General features: G+C 62.3%; 16 protein-coding genes and 1 pseudogene. 14 read left to right on the forward strand and 3 right to left on the reverse strand.

The window, feature by feature from the left end:
• The first annotated feature begins 5 nt into the window (after positions 1 to 5).
• The 9 genes from NKG60_RS21185 (at position 6) to NKG60_RS21225 (ending at position 10420) form a co-directional block, all read left to right on the forward strand.
• Positions 6 to 1649: an ABC transporter substrate-binding protein gene (locus NKG60_RS21185; protein WP_352661083.1), complete on the forward strand. Its 1644-nt coding sequence runs from the start codon at positions 6 to 8 to the stop codon at positions 1647 to 1649.
• Positions 1639 to 2583 carry an acetamidase/formamidase family protein gene (locus NKG60_RS21190; RefSeq protein ID WP_352661086.1) on the forward strand — a complete coding sequence of 315 codons (945 nt, stop codon included), beginning with the start codon at positions 1639 to 1641 and terminating at the stop codon, positions 2581 to 2583. Before NKG60_RS21185 ends, NKG60_RS21190 begins: the two co-directional genes overlap by 11 nt.
• Positions 2580 to 4376 (forward strand): ABC transporter ATP-binding protein, encoded by a 1797-nt coding sequence (locus tag NKG60_RS21195; protein ID WP_352661089.1) that lies wholly within the window; start codon positions 2580 to 2582, stop codon positions 4374 to 4376. The genes NKG60_RS21190 and NKG60_RS21195 overlap by 4 nt, the downstream gene beginning before the upstream one ends.
• 203 nt (positions 4377 to 4579) lie before the next feature.
• A complete protein-coding gene (locus tag NKG60_RS21200) occupies positions 4580 to 5464 on the forward strand; it encodes a dihydrodipicolinate synthase family protein (RefSeq protein ID WP_352661092.1) in 885 nt (294 codons plus the stop codon).
• A gap of 39 nt (positions 5465 to 5503) precedes the next feature.
• Positions 5504 to 6163, forward strand: coding sequence for a GntR family transcriptional regulator (locus NKG60_RS21205; RefSeq protein ID WP_352661095.1), 660 nt, complete (start codon positions 5504 to 5506; stop codon positions 6161 to 6163).
• A gap of 61 nt (positions 6164 to 6224) precedes the next feature.
• Positions 6225 to 7562, forward strand: a complete 1338-nt coding sequence (locus NKG60_RS21210; RefSeq protein ID WP_023674177.1) for an extracellular solute-binding protein — start codon at positions 6225 to 6227, stop codon at positions 7560 to 7562.
• A 35-nt stretch (positions 7563 to 7597) separates the two neighbouring features.
• Positions 7598 to 8500, forward strand: a complete 903-nt coding sequence (locus NKG60_RS21215; protein WP_245274609.1) for a carbohydrate ABC transporter permease — start codon at positions 7598 to 7600, stop codon at positions 8498 to 8500.
• On the forward strand, positions 8501 to 9322 hold the full coding sequence (locus tag NKG60_RS21220; protein WP_352661098.1) for a carbohydrate ABC transporter permease: 822 nt from the start codon (positions 8501 to 8503) through the stop codon (positions 9320 to 9322). It abuts the gene before it with no gap.
• 39 nt (positions 9323 to 9361) lie between these two features.
• Entirely contained in the window at positions 9362 to 10420 is a 1059-nt protein-coding gene (locus NKG60_RS21225; RefSeq protein WP_352661101.1) for an ABC transporter ATP-binding protein, read from the forward strand.
• A 29-nt stretch (positions 10421 to 10449) separates the two neighbouring features.
• Here the strand turns inward: NKG60_RS21225 and NKG60_RS21230 are convergent, their stop codons facing one another.
• From NKG60_RS21230 to petA, 3 genes and pseudogenes are all read right to left on the reverse strand, one after another.
• On the reverse strand, positions 10450 to 11523 hold the full coding sequence (locus tag NKG60_RS21230) for a Gfo/Idh/MocA family protein (RefSeq protein ID WP_502903348.1): 1074 nt from the start codon (positions 11521 to 11523) through the stop codon (positions 10450 to 10452).
• Positions 11524 to 11679: 156 nt separating this feature from the next.
• A pseudogene (locus tag NKG60_RS21235) lies at positions 11680 to 12275 on the reverse strand (cytochrome b); the annotation flags it as partial.
• Positions 12276 to 12290: 15 nt separating this feature from the next.
• Positions 12291 to 12767: a ubiquinol-cytochrome c reductase iron-sulfur subunit gene (gene petA / locus NKG60_RS21240; RefSeq protein ID WP_352661104.1), complete on the reverse strand. Its 477-nt coding sequence runs from the start codon at positions 12765 to 12767 to the stop codon at positions 12291 to 12293.
• A gap of 456 nt (positions 12768 to 13223) precedes the next feature.
• On the opposite strand from petA, the gene NKG60_RS21245 reads away from it, so the two are divergent.
• From NKG60_RS21245 to NKG60_RS21265, 5 genes are all read left to right on the forward strand, one after another.
• Positions 13224 to 13808, forward strand: coding sequence for a glutathione binding-like protein (locus tag NKG60_RS21245; protein ID WP_352455799.1), 585 nt, complete (start codon positions 13224 to 13226; stop codon positions 13806 to 13808).
• Positions 13809 to 14145: 337 nt separating this feature from the next.
• A complete protein-coding gene (locus NKG60_RS21250) occupies positions 14146 to 15201 on the forward strand; it encodes an alpha/beta fold hydrolase (RefSeq protein ID WP_352661107.1) in 1056 nt (351 codons plus the stop codon).
• A gap of 115 nt (positions 15202 to 15316) precedes the next feature.
• Positions 15317 to 15901, forward strand: a complete 585-nt coding sequence (locus NKG60_RS21255; RefSeq protein ID WP_352661110.1) for an aldehyde dehydrogenase family protein — start codon at positions 15317 to 15319, stop codon at positions 15899 to 15901.
• A 206-nt stretch (positions 15902 to 16107) separates the two neighbouring features.
• Positions 16108 to 17280 (forward strand): galactonate dehydratase, encoded by a 1173-nt coding sequence (dgoD, locus tag NKG60_RS21260; RefSeq protein WP_352661113.1) that lies wholly within the window; start codon positions 16108 to 16110, stop codon positions 17278 to 17280.
• A 5-nt stretch (positions 17281 to 17285) separates the two neighbouring features.
• A complete protein-coding gene (locus NKG60_RS21265) occupies positions 17286 to 18062 on the forward strand; it encodes an SDR family oxidoreductase (protein WP_352661116.1) in 777 nt (258 codons plus the stop codon).
• Positions 18063 to 18067 lie beyond the last annotated feature (5 nt).

Here is an 18067-nt window from a genome sequence, read left to right on the forward strand (position 1 = left end):
ATGACATGAGAAAATATCTGATATCGACCGTGGCGGCATCGGCGCTTGCGCTGGTGCTTGGCATGACAAGCGTACGCGCCGAAGACGCCGTCGATCCGAATGCCAAGCAGGGCGGTGCGATCACCATCACCTACAAGGACGACGTCGCCACGCTCGATCCAGCCATCGGCTATGACTGGCAGAACTGGTCGATGATCAAGAGCTTGTTCGACGGGCTGATGGACTACGAGCCGGGCACCACCAACCTGCGGCCCGACCTTGCCGAGAGCTACGAGATTGCGCGCGACGGCAAGACCTTCACCTTCAAACTGCGCCAGGGAGTGAAGTTCCACAATGGCCGCGAGATGACCGCCGACGACGTGAAATATTCGCTCGACCGGGTCACCAATCCAAAGACACAGAGCCCGGGTGCCGGCTTCTTCGGCTCGATCAAAGGCTATGACGACGTCGCTGCCGGCAAGGCGGAAAGCCTGGCCGGCATAACCGTCGTCGATCCCTACACGATCAAGTTCGAGCTGACGCGGCCCGACGCCACCTTCCTGCATGTCATGGCGATCAACTTCTCGCATGTCGTGCCGAAGGAAGAGGTCGAAAAATACGGCGCGGACTTCGGCAAGCATCCGGTCGGCACCGGCGCCTTCAAGCTCGCCGAATGGACACTCGGCCAGCGCGTGGTCTTCGAGCGCAACCCGGATTACTGGCACAAGGGTCTGCCGCATCTCGACAAGATCACCTTTGAGATCGGCCAGGAGCCGATCGTGGCGCTGCTGCGGCTGCAGAAAGGCGAGATCGACGTTCCCGGTGACGGCATTCCGCCGGCGAAATTCCAAGAGGTGATGGCCGATCCCGAGCAGAAGGCCCGTGTCGTCGAGGGCGGCCAGTTGCACACCGGCTATATCACCATGAATACCACCATGGCGCCCTTCGACAATGTGAAGGTACGGCAGGCGGTCAACATGGCGATCAACAAGGACCGTATCGTCCAGCTGATCAACAACCGTGCGGTGCCGGCCAATCAGCCGTTGCCGCCGTCGATGCCTGGCTATGACAAGGAATTCAAGGGCTATCCCTATGACGTGGCCAAGGCCAAGGCCTTGCTTGCCGAGGCCGGGCATCCCGACGGATTTGACACACAGCTGTTTGCCATGAACACCGATCCCAACCCGCGCATCGCGCAAGCCATTCAGCAGGATCTGGCGGCGGTCGGCATCAAGGCCAGTATCCAGTCGCTCGCGCAGGCCAACGTCATCGCCGCCGGCGGCGACAAGGCCGGCGCGCCGATGATCTGGTCCGGTGGCATGGCCTGGATCGCCGACTTCCCCGATCCGTCGAACTTCTACGGCCCGATCCTGGGCTGCGCTGGTGCCGTCCCGGGCGGCTGGAACTGGTCGTGGTATTGCAACAAGGAGCTCGACGCCAAGGCGGCCGAAGCCGACTCCATCGTCGACCCGGCCAAGGCTGGCGAACGCGCCAAGATGTGGAGCGAGATCTACGGCAAGATCATGGAAGACGCGCCTTGGGCACCGATCTTCAACGAGCAGCGTTTCACCATGAAATCAGCTCGCATGGGTGGCGCCGACAACCTCTATGTCGACCCGGTCCACATTCCGATCAACTACGACAATGTGTATGTGACCGATGTGCAATAACTGCGACTACACCATCCACGGGCGCCACCATCATTTCGGCTGGGACAATTCCTTTGTCCCGGTCGAACGGGTGGCGCCAGGGTCGACGATCGAGTTCCAGTGCCTGGACTCGTCCGGCGGGCAGCTGACGATGGAGAGCACCGTCGACGACGTTGCCTTGCTCGACTTTGCCAAGGTGAACCCGGTCACGGGGCCAATTTATGTCGACGGGGCGGAGCCGGGCGATGCCCTGAAAATCACCATCGAGGCGTTCAAGCCGTCGGGCTTCGGCTGGACGGCGAATATCCCGGGATTCGGTCTGCTGGCGGATGACTTCACTCAACCGGCACTAAATATCTGGAACTACGACGCCGCCTCGCTCGAACCGGCGCTGTTCGGCAAGAACGGCCGGGTGCCGCTCAAGCCCTTCGCCGGCACCATCGGCAATGCCCCGGCTGAGCCGGGCCTGCATTCGGTGGTCCCGCCGCGGCGCGTGGGCGGCAATCTGGATATCCGCGATCTCGCTGCCGGCGCGGTGCTCTACCTGCCCATAGAGGTCGCGGGAGCGTTGTTCTCGGTCGGCGACACGCACGCCGCGCAAGGCGACGGCGAGGTCTGCGGCACGGCGATCGAGAGCCCGATGAACGCCGTGCTGACGCTCGATCTGGTCAAGGATGCCCGGCTGCGGACGCCGCGTTTCACAACGCCCGGTCCGGTGTCGCGGCATCTCGATACCAAGGGCTACGAGGTGACAACCGGTGTCGGGCCGGATCTGATGGACGGCGCCAGGAGCGCCGTCTCCCAGATGATCGACCTGCTCTCCGGCCGCTACGGGATGGATCCGGTAGATGCCTATATGCTCGTCTCGGTTTGCGGCGACCTGCGCATCAGCGAGATCGTCGACATGCCCAACTGGGTGGTTTCGTTCTACTTCCCCCGCTGCGTCTTTGAATGAACGTGGAGGACATCAAACGATCCGGGCAGGCCGCCGCGGAGAGTGGCTCCATCAGGCCGGTACTCAGCGTCTCAGGTCTGAGCGTCGCCGTGCGTGGCGAGGAGGGCGAGCGCGACGTCGTTTCCGACCTAACATTCGGCCTGATGCGCGGCGAAACGCTTTGCATTGCCGGCGAGTCCGGTTCCGGCAAGTCGATGACGGCGCTGGCCATCATGGGCTTGCTGCCGCAGCCGGCGGCACGCATCGGATCAGGCTCCATCCGGCTCGGCGATCAGGATCTCGCGGCTCTCAGCGAGAGCGGCATGCGCCGCATCCGCGGCAACCGTATTGCCATGATCTTTCAGGAACCGATGACATCGCTCAATCCGGTTCTGTCCATCGGCCGTCAGCTCACGGAGGCGATCGAGGCACACACCTCGCTGTCGCGCTCCTACTCGCGGCTGAGGGCGCTCGAGGCGCTGAAGGCAGTCCGAATTCCGGATGCCGAACGGCGGCTCGAGCACTATCCGCACGAACTCTCAGGCGGCATGCGCCAGCGCGTGATGATTGCAATGGCTCTGGCCCTGAACCCGGACGTGCTGATCGCCGATGAACCGACGACCGCCCTCGACGTCACCGTTCAGGGCGAGGTGCTGGAGCTGCTGCGCGACCTGCAGCGCGAGCACGGCACCAGCGTTATCCTGATCACGCACGACATGGGCGTCGTCGCCGAGATGGCGGACCGCGTCATCATCATGCGCGACGGCCGGATGGTCGAGCAGGGCAGGGCGGCTGACATCTTCAATCGCCCGCAGGCCGACTATACACGCGAGCTTCTGGTCGCCGTGCCGCGTATCGGCGGCGGACGGACGGCCGAAGACCGACAAGATGCCACCAACATGCCGGCCGAGCTTATATCTGTCAGCGATCTTCACGTCCGCTTCGACCTGCACGGCGGCTTCTTCGGCCGCGTTGACCGCAGGGTGCACGCGGTCGAAGGCGTCAGTTTCTCGATCGCGCCGCACGAAACCCTGTCGCTGGTCGGCGAATCGGGCTGCGGCAAGTCGACGACAGCCAAGGCGATCGCCGGGCTGGTGCCCTACACCGGCAGCATTTCAATCGGCGGCCACGACTTGTCGGCGCTCAACCGCAAGGAGCGCAAGGCTGTGCGCCGCAATGTGCAGATGATCTTTCAGGATCCCTTCGCGTCCCTCGACCCGCGCATGCGAGTAGGCGATCTCGTCGCCGAGCCTCTGCTGATCCACGGCCTCGGCGACAGAGAGCAACGGCATGCCCAGATCGCCGCCCTGTTCGAACGCGTCGGCCTCTCCGCTGACCAGATGGAGCGCTACCCCCACGAATTCTCCGGCGGGCAGCGCCAGCGAATCTGCATTGCACGGGCGCTGGCGCTGCGACCGAAGCTGATCATTGCCGACGAAAGCATTTCTGCCCTCGACGTGTCGGTGCAGGCGCGCGTGTTAAGATTGCTGAAGGAGCTGCAGCGCGAATTCGGCGTCGCATATCTCTTCATCTCGCACGATATGGCAGTGGTGGAGAACATCTCCGATCGCGTGGCGGTAATGTATCTGGGGCAGATCGTCGAGATGGGCACCTGCGACCAGATCTTCTCCAACCCGTGCCATCCTTACACAAAGCGGCTGATCGAAGCCGTTCCGGTTCCCGATCCAGGCCAGCGCCGCGCCCGGTTCGCCCGTTTGGACAGCGAAATTCCAAGCGCTGTGCGGCGCATCGGTGAGGAGCCCCGGAAACTCAAGCTTGAAGATGTTGGCGACGGCCACCTCGTCGCCACTTGATCGAACTTAGGCTGCCTCGTCCAGCCAATCCCGCAGAGGCTCAGGGACAGCTGCATATGTAATGTTCGAGTGGTGGAAATGATCGGCGATGGCGCTGCCGCGGCAGTGCCGTTGGGCGATGCCGAGTTGGCAAGATCACCAGTTTACATCTGACATGTTAGCATGCTAACACTACGTGCACATTGATTTCAACGGAGATCGCATTGGCTTCCCGCTTTGGTCTTTCGGTTGCCCTGACCACACCCTTCGACCCGTCGGGGAAGATAGCGCTCGCGCCGATGATCGCGCACGCCCGAGCCTGCCTTGGCGCCGGCTGCAGCAGCGTGACGCTGTTCGGCACCACTGGCGAAGGGGCCTCGGTTGGCACCGACGAGCGGCGGATCGTCACCGACGCCATGCTGGCGGCCGGTATTCCGGCACATCAGCTCGTCGCCGGAGTGCTGGTCGATGCAGCCGAAGATGCCGCCGATCAGGCCCGGCACGCTTTACAGCGCGGCGTTCGCAACATTCTGCTCGCCCCGCCGAGCTACTTCAAGAATGTCGGCGAGGACGGGCTGTTCGGTTGGTTTTCCGCCGTCTTCACCGCACTCGGTTCGCTGGCGCGCGACGTGCTCCTCTATAACATCCCCTCAGTCACCATGGTGCCGCTTCCGCTTGGGCTGATCGGCCGGCTGCGCACCGCTTTTCCCGCTGTGGTGGCCGGGGTGAAGGATTCCGGCGGGGACTGGAGCTACAGTGAGGCGCTGCTTGAAGCGCACGGCGATCTGGTGATCCTCATCGGCGACGAACGGCATCTGGCGAGAAGCGTGCGCCGTGGCGGACAGGGTGCGATTTCCGGCATGGCTAATTTTGTTACCGGCGAAATCCGCGCAATGGTCGAAGAGGGCCGCGACGACTCACGCGTCGAGGACTTCGTGCTCGAATTGCTCAAATACCCGGTCACGCCGGCGGTGAAGGTCATGGTCGCGCGCAAGACCGGCGACGAGCGCTGGCTGGCGGTCCGCCCGCCCCTGGAGGCGATCGATCCGCAAGGACAGCGGCAGCTTGCCGCTGCCTACGACAGGCTGTTTGCGACAGAGGCCGCCTGACCGACAAGGCCGGGCTGACCGACAAGGAAGCGAGCTGAAGTGGAAGACGGCAGCGAACCGATCACTCTCCGGGAGAAAGCCTATGCCAGCTTCACGCGGCATTTGCTAGCCCGTGATCTGCGGCCGGGGCAGTTCGTGTCACAGCGCGAACTGGTCGCTTTCACCGGGCTGCCGCTGGGTGCCATTCGCGAGATCGTCCCGCGTCTCGAGGCCGAGGGACTGCTGACCACCATCCCGCAGCGCGGCATGCAAATCGCGCATATCGATATCAATCTGATCCGCGAGGCGTTTCAGTTTCGATTGTTCATGGAACGCGAGGCAGTGGCGCTATTCACGACCAGCGCTTCTGACGCCGAACTTGCCAGCATGCGGCGCGAACATGAGGAGATGCTGGCTCAAGCTCTGGGACAGGCGCCGACGCCGGAAATGGAAGCCAAGGCCCAGAACATCGACTGGGCCATGCACGACACCTTCATCAATGCGCTCGGCAACGAGATTATCGCCAAAGCCTATCTGGTCAACTCGGTGAAAATCCGGCTGATCCACCAGGAACGTTTCCGCATCGACGGCCGTGTGGTGCCGGTGATGCGCGAGCATTTGGCAGTCATCGAAGCCATGGAGAGCCGCAATCCGCAAAAAGCGGTTGAAGCGATCAGTCTGCATATCGACAATGCGCGCCGGCTGGCGCTCCAGATCTGAGGAAATATAGCCGCGCCGCGGTTCGCGGCGCATCCACAACGACAGCAACCGGGAGGAAGAAATGTCGTCCAATCTGTTCAACCCAACCAGGAGGCAACTCCTTGCCGGAACCGCAGCGCTCACCGCTGCCGGCCTTGTGGGGCTTCGCCCCGGCTTTGCCGCAGGCGTTGACTGGAAACGCTTTGCCGGGACGACGCTTGACGTCAATCTGGTGAAAAGCCCGCGCAGCGACACGATCCTGAAATATCTCGCCGAGTTCGAGGAACTGACCGGCATCAAGGTCAATGCCGAGGCCACGCCCGAGCAGCAGCAGCGCCAGAAGACGGTGATCGAATTGAGCTCGGGCAAGCCGAGCTTCGACGTCGTGCATCTGAGCTACCACGTGCAGAAGCGCCAGTTCGAGAAGGGTGGGTGGCTAGCCGACATCGCCGGCTACCTCGCCGATCCGTCGCTCACCGACCCGGCGCTTGTCGAAAGCGACTTCGCCGAAGCCGGCATGCTGTTTGCCAAGGACGGCCAGGGCGTGCTGCGCTCGCTACCGTTCTCGGTGGACTACTGGATCCTCTATTGGAACAAGGAGCTGTTCGAGGCCAAGGGCCTCAAATACCCCGAGACCTTCGAGCAACTGGTGGCCGCTGCCGAAGCGCTGACCGACCCGTCGACCAATACATACGGCTTCGTCGCCCGCGGGCTCAAGAACGCAAACACGCCGGTGTGGACGTCGCTGATGCTCGGCTACGACATGACGCCGCTAGATGACAAGGGCAAGCTGCGCACCGAGGCTCCCGAGGCGATCGAGGCTGCCGCGCTCTATCAAAGATTGATGACCAAGTCCGCCCCTCCGGGCGTTACCGGGTTCAATTGGGCCGAAGCACAGTCTGCCTTCCTGCAGGGCAAGATCGGCATGTGGCTCGACGGCGTGGGCTTTGCCCCCCCGATGGAAAATCCGGAAAAATCGAGGGTGGTGGGCAAGGTCGGTTACGGCGTGATGCCCAAGGGTCCCAAGGCGCATGCCTCAGGCACCTTCGGCGACGGGATTGGCGTTACCGCCGCCAGCGAGAAGAAGGAGGCCGCCTATCTGTTCTGCCAGTGGGCGGTATCGCCAACCATGGGCGCGCGGCTGTTGCAGGCCGGCGCCGGTGTTCCGTTTCGCAAATCCGTGCTGGAAGATCCCAAGGTGCGCGAAGGCGTCACCATGCCGGCAAGCTGGCTTGATGCCGTGGTCGGCTCGGGCAATATCAGCCGGCTGGCGCTGCCGGTCATCATCCCCGTCACCGAATTCCGCGACATCTATGGCGTGGCGCTGACCAACATGATTGCCGGCGCCGATCCCGCCGCGGAGCTGAAGAAGGCCACCGAGCAGTTCCAGCCGGTTCTCGACAGGAGCGAGCAGGGCTGATGTCGGCCACCACCCCAGAACAGACCGGGGTGACGATGCCGGTTATCGACGGGAGCCAGACGATCCGGCTGGCTCCCAACTACTGGCCCTTCGTTGTCCCCGCACTCGTCGTCGTCGGCGCCGTCATCGTCTTCCCCTGGGCTTTCACCCTGTGGATGAGCGTCAACCGCTGGACGCTCGGCCAGTCGCGAAGCTTTGCCGGGATGGAAAACTATCTCCGCCTGGCCAGCGACCCACGGTTCTGGGAATCCCTTGTTCATACACTGACCTACACCTTCCTCTCGGTTGCAGCGCCGATGCTCCTGGGCACTCTGGCCGCCCTGATCTTCGACGCCAGGTTTCCGCTGCGCGGGTTGCTGCGCGGCGTCTTCGTCATGCCGATGATGGCGACGCCCGTTGCCGTGGCACTCGTCTGGACAATGATGTTCCATCCTCAGCTTGGCGTGCTCAACTACCTGCTGTCGCTGGTCGGCATCCCGGCTCAGGAATGGATATTCAATGCCAACACGGTCATCCCGTCGCTGGTTGCGGTCGAGACCTGGCAGTGGACGCCGCTGGTCATGCTGATCGTGCTTGGCGGGCTGGCCTCGGTGCCGCGCGAGCCCTTCGAAAGCGCCGAGATCGACGGCGCCAATGCCTGGCAGCAATTCCGCTATCTCACTCTGCCGATGATCGCGCCGTTCCTGATGATCGCGGTCATCATCCGCACCATCGATGCCTTGAAGAGCTTCGACATCATCTATGCGATGACACAGGGCGGGCCGGGAACGGCGTCGGAGACCATCAACATCTATCTCTACAACACCGCCTTCTCCTACTACGATATCGGCTACGGCTCGGCCATGGCCGTGGTGTTCTTCATTGTCATCGTGGCCCTGTCGTTTGTCCTGCTGATGCTGCGCCAACGCTCGCAGTGGATCGATACGGAGGGCAAATAGATGAGTTCACGGCTGCTCAACCAGATCGGTCTGTTTTTCGCTGCCCTGATTTTCGTCTCGCCGGCGATCCTGTTCTTCCTCTGGATGATCTCGCTGTCGCTGAAATTCGAGATCGACAACGGTGCCTATCCGCCGATCCTGATCCCCGAACGCTTCGCCTGGTCGAACTATGTAAAGGTGTTCGAGGAGAACAATTTCCTGCTCTATCTCTGGAATTCGGTTCTGGTGACCGGCACGGCAACCTTGCTGGCGCTGCTGATCGGCGTACCGGCCGGCTATGGCATCGCACGGCTCAAGGCTGAACGGTCGGCGGTCGTCATCATGATCGCCCGCATGACGCCCGGACTATCGTATCTCATCCCGCTGTTTCTGCTGTTCCAATGGATCGGGATCCTCGGCACGCTGTGGCCGCAGATCATCATCCACCTGGTAGTGACGGTACCGATAGTGGTCTGGGTGATGATCGGCTATTTCGAGACCACGCCGATGGAACTGGAAGAGGCGGCCAACATCGACGGCGCCAGCTCCTGGCAGGTGTTCCGGCTGGTTGCCCTGCCCATCGCCAAGCCGGGCATCGTCGTCGCCTTCATCCTGTCCGTGATCTTCTCATGGAACAATTTCGTCTTCGGCGTGGTGCTCGCCAGCCGTGAGACGCGCACCCTGCCGGTCGCCGTCTACAACATGCTGTCCTACGAGCAGGTCAGCTGGGGGCCGCTCGCCGCGGCGGCGCTGGTGGTGACGTTACCGGTGCTGATCCTGACCATGTTCGCGCAAAGGCAGATCGTCGCGGGGCTGACCGCCGGCGCCATCAAGGGCGGCTGAGGGCGCGCCCTGACATCACTCTTTTCTGGGAAAGATACAATGGCATCGGTAACGATCAACAACGTGCAGAAGGCCTTCGGGGCTACCAAGATCATTCACGACGTCAGCGTCGATATCGCCGATGGCGAATTCGTCATCCTGGTCGGCCCGTCGGGATGCGGAAAGTCAACGCTGCTGCGGATGATTGCGGGGCTTGAAACGATCTCCGGCGGGAAGATCGCCATCGGCGAGCGTATGGTCAACAATCTGCGGGCACGGGACCGGAACATCGCCATGGTGTTCCAGAATTATGCGCTCTATCCGCATATGACTGTGGCCGACAATATGGGCTTTGCCCTCAAGATCAAGAAAGCCGACCCGACCGATACCGCTGGCCGGGTCAGGAAGGCAGCCGGCATTCTCGGCCTGGAAAAGCTGCTTGACCGCTATCCGCGCCAGCTTTCGGGCGGCCAGCGCCAGCGCGTCGCCATGGGTCGCGCGATCGTACGCGACCCGCAGGTCTTCCTGTTCGACGAGCCGCTCTCCAACCTCGATGCCAAGTTGCGCGTCCAGATGCGCGGCGAAATCAAGGCCCTGCACCAGCGGCTGGGTACGACGACGATCTATGTCACGCACGACCAGATCGAGGCCATGACGATGGCCGACAAGATCGTCGTGCTGCATGACGGCCTGGTCGAGCAGATCGGCGCGCCGCTGGACCTTTATGACCATCCGGCCAACCTCTTCGTTGCCGGTTTCATCGGCTCGCCCGCCATGAACTTCATCGCCGGACGCATCGAGGAGGGCGTGTTCCGCAGCGCCGGCGGGTTGATCCTGCCGTTGCCGGAAGGCGCCCAGCCGGCGGATGCCGCGGGACGCGAACTCGTCTACGGCATTCGACCGGAACATATCCGGGCAACCGGGCGGGGCATGCCGGGCACGGTCACGCTTCTCGAGGCGACCGGCTCGGAAATCTTCGCCAGGGTCGACTGCTCCGGTGAAGAAATCTCCTGCCTGTTCAGAGAAAGGCTTGCGCTCAAGCAAGGCGAAGGGGTGCGGATCGAAATCGACCGCGCATGTACGCATCTGTTCGACGCCGAAACTGGTCGGCGCATCTGACTCGCTGGTCCGGTGAATGCGTGGTCGGCCTAGGTCGGCAACGCGAATTCACCGGCGAGTTCGATGGCGCGGCCTTCGCCGGCCGATCTCTGCGCGGCGAGACCCATGACGACGGCCCACCAGCCGTCTTGCAAGGTCACTTCCACCTTGCTCTGTCCGCGCACCGCAGCGGTGAAGCGGACGTGCTCGAAATAGGTCGAACCATTACGGTCGCCTGCCTCGAGCAGCCGGGGATCGACGGGAATCTCCAGCAGTCGTGGTCCAGGCGGATTGCGCGGGCTGACGATCAACTGGGGCACTGGCGCAGGGCCAAGGTGGGTCGGCCAGAAACGGCCTGGTCCGGGCACCAGACATTCGATCTTTCCGTCGCCGCCGACAGCGCAGAGTTCCTCCTGGTAGCGGCTGCCCTCGGCAAACATGCACAGTTCCAGCATGGCGCGCGCGCCGCTCGCGAAATCACCCAGCACATAGCCATGGTCAAGGATATCCGGCCTCTCACCGCCATAGCGTTCGTCGAGATGGTTTACGGCCTGTCCAGCGCTGGCCATCACGCGGACGGGGCCGGATCCGAGGATCAGCCGCATCAGGTCGAAGAAGTGGCAGCACTTCTCGACGAACGTGCCGCCGGTGTTGCGGTTGAAGCGGTTCCAGTCGCCGACCTTGGCCAGAAACGGGAAGCGGTGCTCGCGGACCGTCAGCATGCGGATGCCGCCGGTGGCGTGGCGCGCCTGCTCGACAAATGCGGCGACGGGCGGCATATAGCGGTATTCCATGGCCACCCAGACGAGCGGAAGCCGAGCTTTCAGCGCCGCGATCCGCCCCTCGTCAGCGGCCTCGGTGAAGAGCGGCTTTTCCACCAGCACCGGCAGTGGTCGAAGTGCGGCGATCTGCTCCATCTGACCGAGGTGCTGGTGGTTGGGGCCGGCAATCAAGACGCAGTCTACCTCGTCTATGGCCAGCAGTTCGGCGATCGATGCCGCCGACCGTGCGCCCGACGCCATCGCCAGCGATGCCGCCAACATGCAGGGGTCCGGCTCGAAGATCGCGGCCACATGCGCGTCGCGCAACAGGGCGATGTTGCGGATATGCTCGCGGCCCATCATGCCGGAACCGAGGATGCCCTAGCCGATCGACGATCTGGTCACGTTGCGTCTTCCTCCGGCCTATCTGAAACGCGTGACGTACTGCGCCGCGCCCTTTTCGCCAAGTGAATTGGACGCTGCTGTCATTGGCTTCTCCTGTCGGACAAAAAAGCCTCAATGCAGCGCAAAGAAGCGGTTCAGCGTCGGATTATCGACCGCGAAGCCGCCGAGCAAAAGCTGCTGGAGCCAGTCGCCGACCAGTGGGACGGCCGTGAAGAAGTTGGTGATGACAGTAGCGCCCCAGAACGACATCTGTCCCCAAGGCAGCACGTAGCCCATGAAGGCCGTCGCCATCATCAGCAGGAGGTTGGTGCAACCGAGCACCCACAGCAACTCACGCGGCGCCTTGTACGAACCATAGTAGAGCCCACGACAGATATGGATGTAGACGGCAATGAAGAAGAACGACGCCCCGTTGGAATGGAGATAGCGCAGCAGCCAGCCCGAATTCACGTCGCGCATGATCTGCTCGACCGAATTGAAGGCCAGCCCGTATCAGGTGCGTAATGCATCGCCAGCACGATGCCGGTCAGGATCTGTGAAACCAGCATGATCGTGAGAATGCCGCCGAACGTATAGGCGTAGTTCAGGTTGCGCGGGACGGGATAGACGATGAAGCTGTCGTGCACCAGCCGCGGCAGCGGCAGGCGGGCGTCGAACCAACGTTCGATTCTGGTTTTGGGCGTATAGGTCGAGTGTTTGTTGCCGCTCATCGAAATGCACCCGCCTCAACCGATGCGGATCTTAGTGTCGGAAACGAATTGAAACACCGGTACCGCCATGTTCTCGAGTGCCGGCCCCTTCCGGATGCGGCCGGCGGTGTCGTATTGCGAACCATGGCAGGGGCAGAGCCAACCGCCGAAATCGCCTTCCTGGCCATGCGGGATGCAGCCGAGATGGGTGCAGACCTGGACCATCACAACCCAGGCTTCCTTGCCCGGCGTGGTTCGGTTGGCGTCGGTTGCCGGCGCATCGGCCGGCAGGTTGGCGTTGCGGGCGATTGGATCCTTGAGCTCGGCGAGACTGACTGCCTGGCCGTCCTTCCTCTCTTTTTCAGTGCGGTTGCGTACGACCACCGGCTTGCCGTGCCAGTCGACGATCAGCGACGTTCCCGGCGTCAGCGAGGAGACGTCGACCTCGATCGCGGCGGGCACTTCGACGCGCAATGTGTGCTCGGCTGTGGAGGTTTCGGAAAGGTCGGCCATGATGGCGACTCCTGTTGTTGGAAGCTGCGTCATCGCGTTGGTGGCAATCGAGCAAAAGCAGGCCACGGCTTTCGCCTTTCCAGTCTGCTCATGCCGCGCGGAATATGCCTGCCGTGGCCGGGTGTGAGCCATCGTGCCAACGGCACGTGCGTCCAATACTTTCGTTTAGGATTCCCTGAGCGAAGGACTGGCCGGGCTGTCGATGACGCCATCATGGAAGGTTATGGATTCCTCCAGATAACCGTCGGCCACTGAGCTGGAATGCGCGTCCGGCATTGCGCGCAGCGATCCCGAACTTCAGCCCGACCATACCTCGGCATAGGCACGTCTAGCTGTCGGTGTCGCAGTCGTGGTCTCCGCCAGGTGCGAGTTTCTGGGGCGGCTGTCTCGCGTGGCAGGTTTTCCGCCCGGCGAGGACCAGCGCGATTCAATCGGGTTCAGAAAAAGGGAAAAGCGGTGAAACTCTATTACAGCCCTCTCGCCTGCAGCCTAGCGGACCACATCGCACTGGAAGAAGCGGGTGTTTCCTTCGAGCGCGAAAGCGTGAACCTCAAGACCAAACGAACGGGCTCCGGGGATGATTTCACTACCGTCACGCGCAAGGGCTACGTTCCGGCCCTCGTGCTGGATAGCGGCGAAACGCTGACGGAAAATATCGCCGTCCTCGACTGGATTGCGTCGCAATACCCGCCACTGGGAGTGGCGGGGCCGTTGGGCCGTACCCGCCTTCTCGAAGCGCTGACCTACGTCTCAACTGAAATACACCGAAGCTTCAAGCCGATGTGGCACCAAAGCAGCGATGCCGAAAAGGCCAAGGCGAGCGCGACGATTACGAGCCAACTCGAGTTCTTCGCTGACGGGCTCGAGACCGACTATCTGTTCGGCGACAAACCCAGCGTCGCGGATTTTTATCTTTTCGTGATGCTGCTTTGGGCGGCCCGCTTCCACGTCCCTGTTCCCGCGCCTTTGCAAGCGCTTCGCGCCCGAATGGCTGCCCGACCGGCCGTGCGCATCGCAATGGATCGTGAGGGCCTCGTCTGAAGCCGCGGGCGGCTCCGAGCATAAGATCAGACGCAACATATCCGCTCGCCCCAACAGAAGATCAGGAGTCATTCTCATGCTGCCGTTCCTGCGGATGCTACATCCAGCCGCTTCCAAGCGCGGGGGTGGCCTACGTCTCGAATTTCTCCGGAAGGAAATCGAGGAAACGCTGGACCTTACCGACATTCAGTCAGGGCTCGCCGCACGGCCCCCTGGCGGAGTGGTTACAATCCTGGATTCGCCGCAGTCACCGTCGAAATAAGCCCAATATTTCCTGTCGGCCGGTGTGGCGGCGGTCTAGTCGTTCCCGCTTGTTGGTCATCATAGAGGCTTCATCATGAATGCGAGTAAGGCTCCCGAGACGGTCGATCATCGCCGCCGGCGCATTGTTGGTGCAACAGCAATGACGTTCGCCGCCACCGAACTCGGCTTGAGCGCGCCGGCAGCCACTTGGATGGTCGAGGCGAGGGCATCTGCAACGCAAGCCACGCAGAAATCATTCGGCTCGCTCAGACGGGTCAATGCCGGAAAACTGAGCGTCGGATATGCGGAGCTGGGGCCGGCCGAAGGTGCCCCTGTGATCCTGCTTCATGGCTGGCCTTATGACATTCACACCTACACCGACGTCGCTCCTTTGCTTGCCGCAAAGGGGTACCGCGTGATCGTGCCCTACCTGCGCGGCTACGGCACTACCCGCTTCCTGTCGGACGAGACGATGCGCAACGGCCAGCAGTCGGCGCTCGCCGCGGATACGATTGCGCTGATGGATGCGCTGGGGATCGAAAAGGCCACGATCGCCGGCTGCGACTGGGGCGCCCGAACGGCCAATGTCGTTGCCGCCCTCTGGCCTGAGCGTTGCAAGGCGATCGTCTCGGTGAGCGGCTATCTCATCGGAAATCAGCAGGTCGGCATGGTGCCGCTGCCACCGGTGGCGGAGCTTCAATGGTGGTATCACTATTACTTCGCCACGGATCGCGGCCGCGCCGGCTACGAGAAATACACGCGCGATTTCGCCAAACTCATCTGGCAACTCGCTTCGCCGCGGTGGAATTTCGACGATGACATCTTCCAGCGCAGCGCCGCAGCCCTGGACAACCCGGATCACGTCAGCATCGTCATTCACAATTACCGCTGGAGGCTCGGCCTGGCGCTGGGCGAGCCGGAATATGACGGTCTGGAAAACCGGCTGGCCGAAGCTCCCGTGATCACAGTGCCGACCATTACCCTTGAGGGTGATGCCAATGGCGCACCCCATCCCGACAGCAGTTCCTACGCCAAGAAATTCTTGGGCAGATACACGCACCGGATCATCACCGGCGGTATCGGCCACAACTTGCCTCAAGAAGCCCCGCAAGCCTTTGCCCAGGCTGTCATCGACGTCGGCGAATACTGATATCCATTCTGGTTCTCGGCACAGCCTCCTGTCGGCTTAGGCGAGAACAGCTCTCCCGCCGACCCAGACCGACGCGATGTTGGCCTTGGAAGCGGAGTAGACGATCTTCTGAAGGATGCCGTCGCCGTCGTCGAGTTCGTCCCTCGCCGGCTCGCGTATCTATGCGCATCGCTCGATCCACGACCGTCTGGTGGAGGGTCTGGCGGAAGAGGCGCGAAAGCTGCGTCTCGGACACGGGCTTGACCTGGATACCGACCTTGGTCCGCTGGTCAACGGAACTCAGGCTGCGCGCGTCGCCTTGTATGTCGGCGATGGTGCTTCCAGCGGCGCCGAGATCATCACCGGTGGCCGGCGCTTCGACAACTTCTTCGAGCCGACTGTGGTCACCGGCGTCCGCCCGGACACGCGCATGATGCGCGAGGAAATCTTCGGCCCGGTCGTTGCCGATGTCGCGGAGGCGGTAAGCCATGCGAACGACTCGCCCTACGGCCTCGCCGCAAGCGTCTGGACCCGCGACCTTTCCACTGCGCATCGCCTTGCCGCACGTGTCCGGTCGGGCACCGTCTGGATCAATTGCCATTCCTACTTCTCGCCGGAGTTGCCGAAAGGCGGCCACAAGCAATCCGGTTGGGGTTATGAGAACGGCGCACCGGGCCTGGAGAACTATCTCGAGACGAAAACGGTCTGCGCGGTGATTTAGCCGCGCCTTTCCCGCGATGTTCGCAGATCGGCGGCTGACAGCCTTTCCATCCGCGAACAAGCATTGATCGAAAATTGCCCGATCCTCCTGAGGACCAGTTCCTTGACGGCGCTGGTCCACATCGACGTTGCGCTTGACTCGTCCATATTATTCATAATAAATCATACATATTGCTTCGAAAAAAGACGGCAGGTCTGGGAGGACCAATGAAAATCACGGCCATCAAGGCGCGCGTCTGCAATGCGGAAATGCGCAACTGGGTCTTCGTTCGCGTCGAAACCGACGAGCCCGGCTTGTTTGGCTGGGGTGAGGCAACGCTGGAATGGAAGACCCGAGCCATCGTTGGGGCGCTTCAGGACCTTGAGGCCCTGCTCATCGGGCAAGATCCGCGCAATGTGGAGCAGTGCTACCAGATACTTACGCGGCACGGCTTTTGGCGCCTCGGCGTCGAGGGAATGTCCGCCGTCAGCGGCATCGAGATCGCGCTCTGGGACATCCTGGGCAAGTCATTGGGCGTCCCAGTCTGGCGCCTTTTGGGCGGCCGGGTTCGCGACTATCTGCGCACCTATACGCATCTCGGCCTCGGGGACATGAAGGCGGTCTATGAGACCGGATCCGCGGATGCCATGGTGGAACGCGGACGTATCGTGACGCAAGCAGGCTACGATGCCGTCAAGGTCGTCTGCATTCCCTACACCCACTACGTATCGCCCGCAAAGGCAGTCGACTCCGTTGCCAATATGGTCGGCTCACTTCGCGAGGCGGTAGGCCCGGATATCGACATCATGGTCGATTTCCACGGCCGCCCTTCATCGGTTAACGCGGCGATGGATTACCTCAAGGCAATCGAGCCGGCCCGCATCATGTTCGCGGAAGAGCCCGTTCCACCCGAAGATGTTGCCGGACTGGCGCATATTACGGCGCGATCGGCCGTGCCGATCGCGTCCGGCGAACGGCTGATCGGGCGCCGCGAATTCACACACTCGATCGCAGCCCGCGCCTTCAACATTGCCCAGCCTGATATTTGCCACACTGGCGGTCTGCTCGAGGCAAAGAAGATCGCGGCCATGGCGGAAACCGCAGGCATCGGCCTTGCACCGCACAACCCGCTCGGTCCGATCGCCGGTGTGGCTGCTCTTCATTTCGGCATATCGACGCCAAACGTTGTCATTCAGGAGGAGATGTCCGGTGCCGTCGCCTGGTACGACGACGTCGTCATGTGGCCAATTCAGCGTAAACCCGGCCGCTGGGATCTGCCCGAACTGCCGGGCCTTGGCGTCACCGTCAATGAGGACGTGATCGCGCGCCACCCCTTCAAGCAGGAAGTGCTGCATGCCCGCAACGCCGTTATGCCGGACGGCACCGTGGTCGACTGGTGAATGCAATGGCAGGACGGCTGCAAGGAAAGATCGCAATCATCACGGGCGCTGGCCAAGGCATCGGTGCTGCCACCGCCCGCGCCTTTGCAACACATGGGGCAAAGACCGTCATTGCTGAACTGAATGCGGCAAGCGGGAAAGCGGTCGCCGACGAATTGCGTGCCCAGGGCGCGGACGCCCTGTTCATCGAGACGGACGTCACCGAAGCATCCGCAGTCGCGGACATGATCGCGCGGACGATCACGGCCTATAGCGGGGTCGACATTCTGGTCAACAATGCCGGTGCCAACGTCTTCTACGAACCATTGATGATGCCGGATGAGGAATGGGAGCGCTGCCTCAAGCTCGACCTCCAGGCCGCGTGGTTCTGCGCCAAGGCGGTTTTGCCGACGATGCTGGCGAAGGGCTCGGGGTCCATCGTCAACATAGCGAGCTGTCACGCGTTCCAGATCATTCCCCATACGTTCCCGTATCCGGTCGCCAAGCATGCACTTTTGGGCCTCACCCGTTCGCTGGCCATCGAATATGCCGCACGCGGCATCCGGGTGAACGCGATAGCCCCCGGCTATATCGAGACGCCGATCGCGGAAGCCTACTGGAACACATTCCCGAACCCCGCCGAGGAGAAGCGGCGAGCCTACGACCTCCATCCGCCCAAGCGTATTGGCCGGCCGGACGAGGTTGCAATGACGGCGGTTTTCCTCGCTTCGGACGAAGCGCCGTTCATAAATGCCGAGACGATCACCATCGATGGTGGGCGCTCGGTTCTCTACCACGACTAGCAACC

Origin of the sequence: Mesorhizobium sp. M1428, from assembly GCF_040317515.1 — a bacterium.
In the GTDB taxonomy this organism is placed as follows: Bacteria; Pseudomonadota; Alphaproteobacteria; order Rhizobiales; family Rhizobiaceae; genus Mesorhizobium.

Coding starts and splice junctions, on each gene's coding strand:
- NKG60_RS21230 (WP_502903348.1), bottom strand. CDS start 11,523: ATGATGGGCCGCGAGCATATCCGCAACATCGCCCTGTTGCGCGACGCG.
- NKG60_RS21225 (WP_352661101.1), top strand. CDS start 9,362: ATGGCATCGGTAACGATCAACAACGTGCAGAAGGCCTTCGGGGCTACC.
- NKG60_RS21195 (WP_352661089.1), top strand. CDS start 2,580: ATGAACGTGGAGGACATCAAACGATCCGGGCAGGCCGCCGCGGAGAGT.
- dgoD (WP_352661113.1), top strand. CDS start 16,108: ATGAAAATCACGGCCATCAAGGCGCGCGTCTGCAATGCGGAAATGCGC.
- NKG60_RS21265 (WP_352661116.1), top strand. CDS start 17,286: ATGGCAGGACGGCTGCAAGGAAAGATCGCAATCATCACGGGCGCTGGC.
- petA (WP_352661104.1), bottom strand. CDS start 12,767: ATGGCCGACCTTTCCGAAACCTCCACAGCCGAGCACACATTGCGCGTC.
- NKG60_RS21220 (WP_352661098.1), top strand. CDS start 8,501: ATGAGTTCACGGCTGCTCAACCAGATCGGTCTGTTTTTCGCTGCCCTG.
- NKG60_RS21215 (WP_245274609.1), top strand. CDS start 7,598: ATGCCGGTTATCGACGGGAGCCAGACGATCCGGCTGGCTCCCAACTAC.
- NKG60_RS21210 (WP_023674177.1), top strand. CDS start 6,225: ATGTCGTCCAATCTGTTCAACCCAACCAGGAGGCAACTCCTTGCCGGA.
- NKG60_RS21255 (WP_352661110.1), top strand. CDS start 15,317: ATGCCGTCGCCGTCGTCGAGTTCGTCCCTCGCCGGCTCGCGTATCTAT.
- NKG60_RS21250 (WP_352661107.1), top strand. CDS start 14,146: ATGAATGCGAGTAAGGCTCCCGAGACGGTCGATCATCGCCGCCGGCGC.
- NKG60_RS21185 (WP_352661083.1), top strand. CDS start 6: ATGAGAAAATATCTGATATCGACCGTGGCGGCATCGGCGCTTGCGCTG.
- NKG60_RS21190 (WP_352661086.1), top strand. CDS start 1,639: ATGTGCAATAACTGCGACTACACCATCCACGGGCGCCACCATCATTTC.